The sequence below is a fragment of the Streptomyces swartbergensis genome (genome assembly GCF_002148965.1).
Taxonomy (GTDB): Bacteria; Actinomycetota; Actinomycetes; order Streptomycetales; family Streptomycetaceae; genus Streptomyces; species Streptomyces swartbergensis.
This window is the reverse complement of sequence record NZ_NGFN01000485.1, coordinates 1-5,147: the sequence shown is the minus strand read 5'-3', so window position 1 is coordinate 5,147 and position 5,147 is coordinate 1. Positions and strand designations below refer to the sequence as shown.

Sequence of the window (5,147 nt, the reverse complement as noted above, 5' to 3'; positions counted from 1 at the left end):
AGACCCATCATCACCCGGCAGACTCCGCCCCCGCTGGCGGAACTCTCCATGCTGGCCTCCCTCGGCACCATGCCCGAGCTGGCCCGCCAACTCTCCGGCCTGGGCGGCTGCACCAACCCCGTGCGCCTCGACGGCCACCGCACCGAGTACGCGGTCGACCGGACGACCGGAGAGATCGGGCGCGTCCTCCACCACCTCGACTCGTCCTCCCTGCCCGCCGGAAGCCTTCTCGTCCGCTGCAACAACCGCCGTGCCACCCGCTGCACGGCCTGCGCGGAGGTCTACCGCCGAGACACCTTCCACCTGATCACCGCCGGACTCCGCGGCGGCAAGGGCACCGCCGAACAGGTCGGCACACACCCACGCGTCTTCGCCACCCTCACCGCACCGAGCTTCGGCCCGGTCCACAACCGCCCCTCCAGCGGGCGGCCCTGCCGCTGCGGTGCCCGGCACGACGACACAGACCCGGCCCTCGGTACGCCCCTCGATCCGGACGCGTACGACTATGAAGCGGCTGTGCTCTGGAACGCCCATGCCGGAGCCCTCTGGCGGCGCTTCTCGATCTACCTGCGCCGTGAGATCGCCAAGCGCGCCGGACTCACCCAGCGCGCGTTTCGGTATCACGCGCGTGTCTCCTTCGCCAAGGTCGCCGAGTACCAGAAGAGGGGCGCCGTCCACTTCCACGCGGTCATCCGCCTGGACGGCCCGGAGGGCGGCGACACGGCTCCTCCGGCCTGGGCGTCCGCCGAGCTGCTGACCGGCGCCATCCATGCCGCCGTCACCGCCACACGCGTCAACGGACCCGACGTCGACGGCCGCGCCCACACCTTCACCTTCGGCCGCCAACTCGACGTCCGCACCATCCGCTCCGCCGACTTCGACGGCGGCCAGGAGCTGACCGAACGGGCCGTGGCGGCGTACATCGCCAAGTACGCCACCAAAGGAGCCGAAACGGCGACCGGCACCCTGGACCGGCCGATCCGCTTCCTCGCCGAACTGGCTCAGGCACGGATCACCGACCACGCCCGCCGCATGATCCGAACCGCCTGGACCCTCGGCGCACGCAAGGACCTCGAACACCTCCGCTTACGCGCCTGGGCCCACATGCTCGGCTTCCGCGGCCACTTCTCCACCAAGTCCCGCCGCTACTCCACCACCCTCGGCGCCCTCCGCGACGCCCGCGCCGAATGGCGCCGCGCACAAGCGCCCACGGCCGCTCCCCAGGACGGCGAAACCACGCTCGTCCTCGCCCACTGGGTCTTCGCCGGAACCGGCCTCAGCACCGGTGAAGCCTGGCTCGCCACTTCCCTCGAACCCGCGCCCGGAACGGAAGGAGAACCGACGTGGACGCCCGTCGCGACGAGCTGATGACCGTTCGGCAAGTCCTGGATGAGCTGGGCGGTGTCTCCCGTCGGACGTTCTACCGCTGGCGAGAACTGGGGTACGGGCCGGCCGCATTCAAGCTGCCCAACGGAGAGCTGCGGGTTTGGCGGAGTGACTTCAACACATGGCTGCGACAGCTGGAGGAGGCGGCGTGAAGTCTCTCGATGTGAAGGTCTGGGGAGTCCGCAAGCGGGATACCAAAACGCCCTCGTACGGTGTCCGCTGGTCCGTCGCAGGCAATGTGTTCTCGGAGTCCTTCCGTACCAAGGCGCTTGCCGACCACTACCGCACGAAGCTCATGCGTGCGATGCGCGAGGGCGAGGAGTTCGACACTGTGTCGGGACTTCCGGCCTCGATGGAAGAGAAGAAGTCGGCCGTGTCGTGGTACGCCTTCGCGCTCAGGTACCTCGCCATGAAATGGCCTCATGCCGCCCCGAATACGAGGGATGGCATCAACGAATCTCTCACCAGCGTGACGCTGGAGCTCCTGGACGAGCGTGCCGGACGACCGTCCGACGAGGACCTCCGCAGAGCACTGCGCAACTGGGCCTTCGTGCTGCCAGGTCCCGATGACCGGGAAGTTCCGGACGACGTGCGGAACGTTCTCCACTGGGTGTCCAAGGCATCCCGGCCGCTCGCCGACCTCGCTGAAGCGGCCACGGCACGCACGGTCCTCGACTCGCTGAAGCTCAAGCTCGACGGCACGGCGGCAGCGGCGGAGACCGTGCGGCGCAAACGTCGTACGCTCGTCAACGCCGCGAACTACGCCGTCGACCTGGGGGAGCTGCGGGAGAACCCCATCACGGCTGTCCGCTGGCAGAAGCCGAAGGTGTCCAACCAGGTCGACCCGCGGGTTGTCGCCAATCCGGAGCAGGCACGGAACCTCCTGGCGGCGGTTTCCTACGTGGGCGGGTACCGGCGTGCTCGTGGTCGTCGCCTCGTGGGTCTGTTCGCCGCCATGTACTTCGGTGGCCTGCGGCCGGCGGAAGCGGTCGGCATCGTCGAGACGGACCTTAAGCTGCCCGAGCAGGGCTGGGGCTCGGCGCTGCTCCACCGGACCCGTCCGTCCGTCGGCAAGCAGTGGACCGACTCGGGGGAGACCCATGACGACCGCGGGCTGAAGAACCGGCCGACCGAGGACGTCAGGCGGGTGCCCATCCCGCCCCACCTCGTCGCCGTGCTCCGCGAGCACCTGGCCACCTTCGGCACGGCGGACGACGGACGGCTCTTCTTCAGTGAGAAGGGCTCGGTCGTCCCGTCGTCGACCTACTACCGCGTGTGGCAGGAAGCTCGGCACCTCGCGCTTCCGCCGGCCGTCGCGGCCTCGCCGCTCGCGAGTCGGCCGTACGACCTTCGGCACTCGGCGCTGTCGACGTGGCTGAATGCGGGTGTCGACCCCACCGAGGTGGCCGAGCGCGCCGGCAACAGCGTGGAGGTTTTGCTGACCCGCTACGCCAAGTGCCTCGACGGACGGCAAGACGTCGCCAACCGGCGTATTGAGGATCTGTTGCGTGAGTACGAGTGATCGCAGACGACGGTAGCTCCGATGCCCCCGGACTTGGTCCGGGGGCATCGGCATGCCTTGGCCGAGAGGAGCGTTTCCTGGTCCTCAGGAATTCCGCGCCGGTTGCTCCGGGGTGTAAGTCGGGCCGGCCCATGAAGTCAGGCCGGCTTCCATCACTCGTTCAGAGGCGCCCCTCATGCGCATTACGCGCATGATGCCCAGAGTTGACCACGACTAGTTGCGTCTACTTACAGGGGTAAAGGATCATGCCGACGTTTGTTGCGCTGCTGAACTGGACCGACCAGGGAGTCCGCAGCTACAAGGACACCCCGCAACGCGCCGAAGCCTTCGCGGCAGCGGCTCAGAAGCTCGGGGTGAAGGTCCTGAACCTCTTCTGGACCGTCGGCCCGTACGACATCGTGGCTGTCGTGGAGGCGCCCGACGACGAGACTGCCACCGCAGTGCTCCTACAGGTCGGCGCGTTGGGCAACGTCCGTAGCACGACCCTGCGAGCCTTCGGCCGGGAGGAGATGGACCGCATCATCGCCAAAGCCACCGGCTGAGGGACTTCCCCGTCGAGGTTCTGTTGGTACGAGTGACACGCTCAAGGCGGTACCCCCAAGGCCCCTGGACCTGTCCCTGACCTTCGGGGATGCCGGGCATGACCTGCGCTTACGTCCCAAGATCCCGTCCACGCCTCGTCCACAGCCCCCGACATGCAGCCGCTCCGGGCCGCACACGCCTGCACATACGCGAAGACCCCGCACTCAGCGTTTCCGCTGATGACGGGGTCTTTAGGCACCTCATACAGGGTGCCCCCGGCAGGATTCGAACCTGCGCACACGGCTCCGGAGGCCGTTGCTCTATCCCCTGAGCTACGGGGGCGTGTCGGTCGCGTTGCTCGCGGCGACGGGTAGAACACTACCAGCTCCCTCGCGGTGGTCATGAACGGGTTTCCGCTGTCGGGGGCGGGGTTGCGGGTCGCCCGGTCGGGGTGGAAGTGGGGAAAACCCGGACGCGGTGGCCGGGGCCGACCTACTCTCGAGTTGTGCCAGGCGCGTCGGGCCGGGTGCTTGTTGTGGACGACAACAAGGTCATCCGGCAGTTGATCAGGGTCAACCTCGAGCTGGAGGGGCTGGAGGTCGTGACCGCGGCCGATGGTGCCGAGTGTCTTGATGTCGTTCATCAGGTGCGGCCCGATGTCGTGACCCTCGACGTCGTCATGCCCCGGCTGGACGGGATCCGGACCGCCGCTCGGCTGCGAGCCGATCCGCGTACCCGTGGCGTGCCCCTCGCCATCATCAGTGCCTGTACCCAGTACGAGGTCGAGGCCGGGCTGGAGGTCGGCGTCGACGCCTTCCTCGCCAAGCCGTTCGAGCCCGCTGAACTCGTCGGGATGGTCCTGCAGTTGGTGGAGCGGGAGCGGAGCGGGGGGAGGCAAGGGAGCGCTGGTGGGAGTGCGCCCGCTTACGGGTCCGTCCTCGGCGCGGGGGAGGCCGAGCGGGCCGGGAGTGCCGGCGGCTGATCCGCATCTGCGTGTGGGTTGCTGATGCCTGTGGGTTGCTGATGCGTGTGGGTTGCTGATCGATTGGTGATCGAGGGCCCGTCCATATCCCGGACCCCGTCCACATCCCGGACCCTCGTCAAAACCGGTTCGCATACCCACCCCCTTCCTCCCATACGCTTGTCCCCGTGACCCCCGTCGAGCTCTCCCGCACCGTGCTGCACGCCGTGCGTCGCGCTGTCGACGAGGGTGAGCTCAGCGTGACCGTGCCGGAGCGGGCCGTGGTCACTGCGCCGGGGCCCGGGGGCTGTGGCGACTACGCCACCAACATCGCCCTCCAGCTCGCCGGCGCGGCAGGGCAGCCGCCGCAGCGCGTGGCCGAGATCCTGAGGGCGCGGCTCGCCGGTGAAGCCTTCATCGGCGATGTCGTCGTCACGGGGCCCGGTTTTCTCAACTTCAGCCTGGAACGCAACGCCTCCGCGCTCCTCGTCGAGGAGGTCCTGCGGCGTGGGCGGCGATACGGCCACACCGAGGGGTTCAGCGGGACCATCGTGCGCCTCCGGTGCCCGGCGGAGGTCCGTGCCGTCGTCGTCACGGACGCCCTGGCCCGCGTGCTGCGCAGCCGAGGTGACTTCGTCCGCGTCGAGTGCGACGGTCGGCCCGCGCCGGAGTGGGAGACCGTCCTCGGCGTGGACAGCGGCAGTCGCTCCCGTAGTCGATCCAGCGACCGCGTCGCTGGTCATTCCTGGTCATTCC

The 5,147-nt window shown here is 68.7% G+C and carries 5 protein-coding genes, 1 tRNA gene and 1 pseudogene; 6 read left to right on the top strand and 1 reads right to left on the bottom strand.

The window, feature by feature from the left end; translation table 11 throughout:
- Window positions 1-48: 48 nt before the first annotated feature.
- From CA983_RS40560 to CA983_RS40545, 4 genes are all read left to right on the top strand, one after another.
- Window positions 49-1,368, top strand: a complete 1,320-nt coding sequence (locus CA983_RS40560; RefSeq protein WP_086605685.1) for a replication initiator — start codon at window positions 49-51, stop codon at window positions 1,366-1,368.
- Window positions 1,368-1,538: a helix-turn-helix transcriptional regulator gene (locus tag CA983_RS40555; protein ID WP_086605686.1), complete on the top strand. Its 171-nt coding sequence runs from the start codon at window positions 1,368-1,370 to the stop codon at window positions 1,536-1,538. Before CA983_RS40560 ends, CA983_RS40555 begins: the two co-directional genes overlap by 1 nt.
- Window positions 1,535-2,908, top strand: coding sequence for a tyrosine-type recombinase/integrase (locus CA983_RS40550; RefSeq protein WP_086605684.1), 1,374 nt, complete (start codon window positions 1,535-1,537; stop codon window positions 2,906-2,908). The genes CA983_RS40555 and CA983_RS40550 overlap by 4 nt, the downstream gene beginning before the upstream one ends.
- A 245-nt stretch (window positions 2,909-3,153) precedes the next feature.
- Window positions 3,154-3,450, top strand: a complete 297-nt coding sequence (locus CA983_RS40545) for a GYD domain-containing protein (protein WP_086605683.1) — start codon at window positions 3,154-3,156, stop codon at window positions 3,448-3,450.
- A gap of 250 nt (window positions 3,451-3,700) precedes the next feature.
- Here the strand turns inward: CA983_RS40545 and CA983_RS40540 are convergent.
- Window positions 3,701-3,772, bottom strand: a tRNA-Arg gene (locus tag CA983_RS40540).
- Between the two features lie 109 nt (window positions 3,773-3,881).
- Here CA983_RS40540 and CA983_RS40535 point away from each other — a divergent pair.
- Window positions 3,882-4,412 (top strand): response regulator, encoded by a 531-nt coding sequence (locus tag CA983_RS40535; protein WP_086605682.1) that lies wholly within the window; start codon window positions 3,882-3,884, stop codon window positions 4,410-4,412.
- A gap of 167 nt (window positions 4,413-4,579) precedes the next feature.
- Window positions 4,580-5,147 (top strand): annotated as a pseudogene (locus CA983_RS40530) (ArgS-related anticodon-binding protein NrtL); the annotation flags it as partial.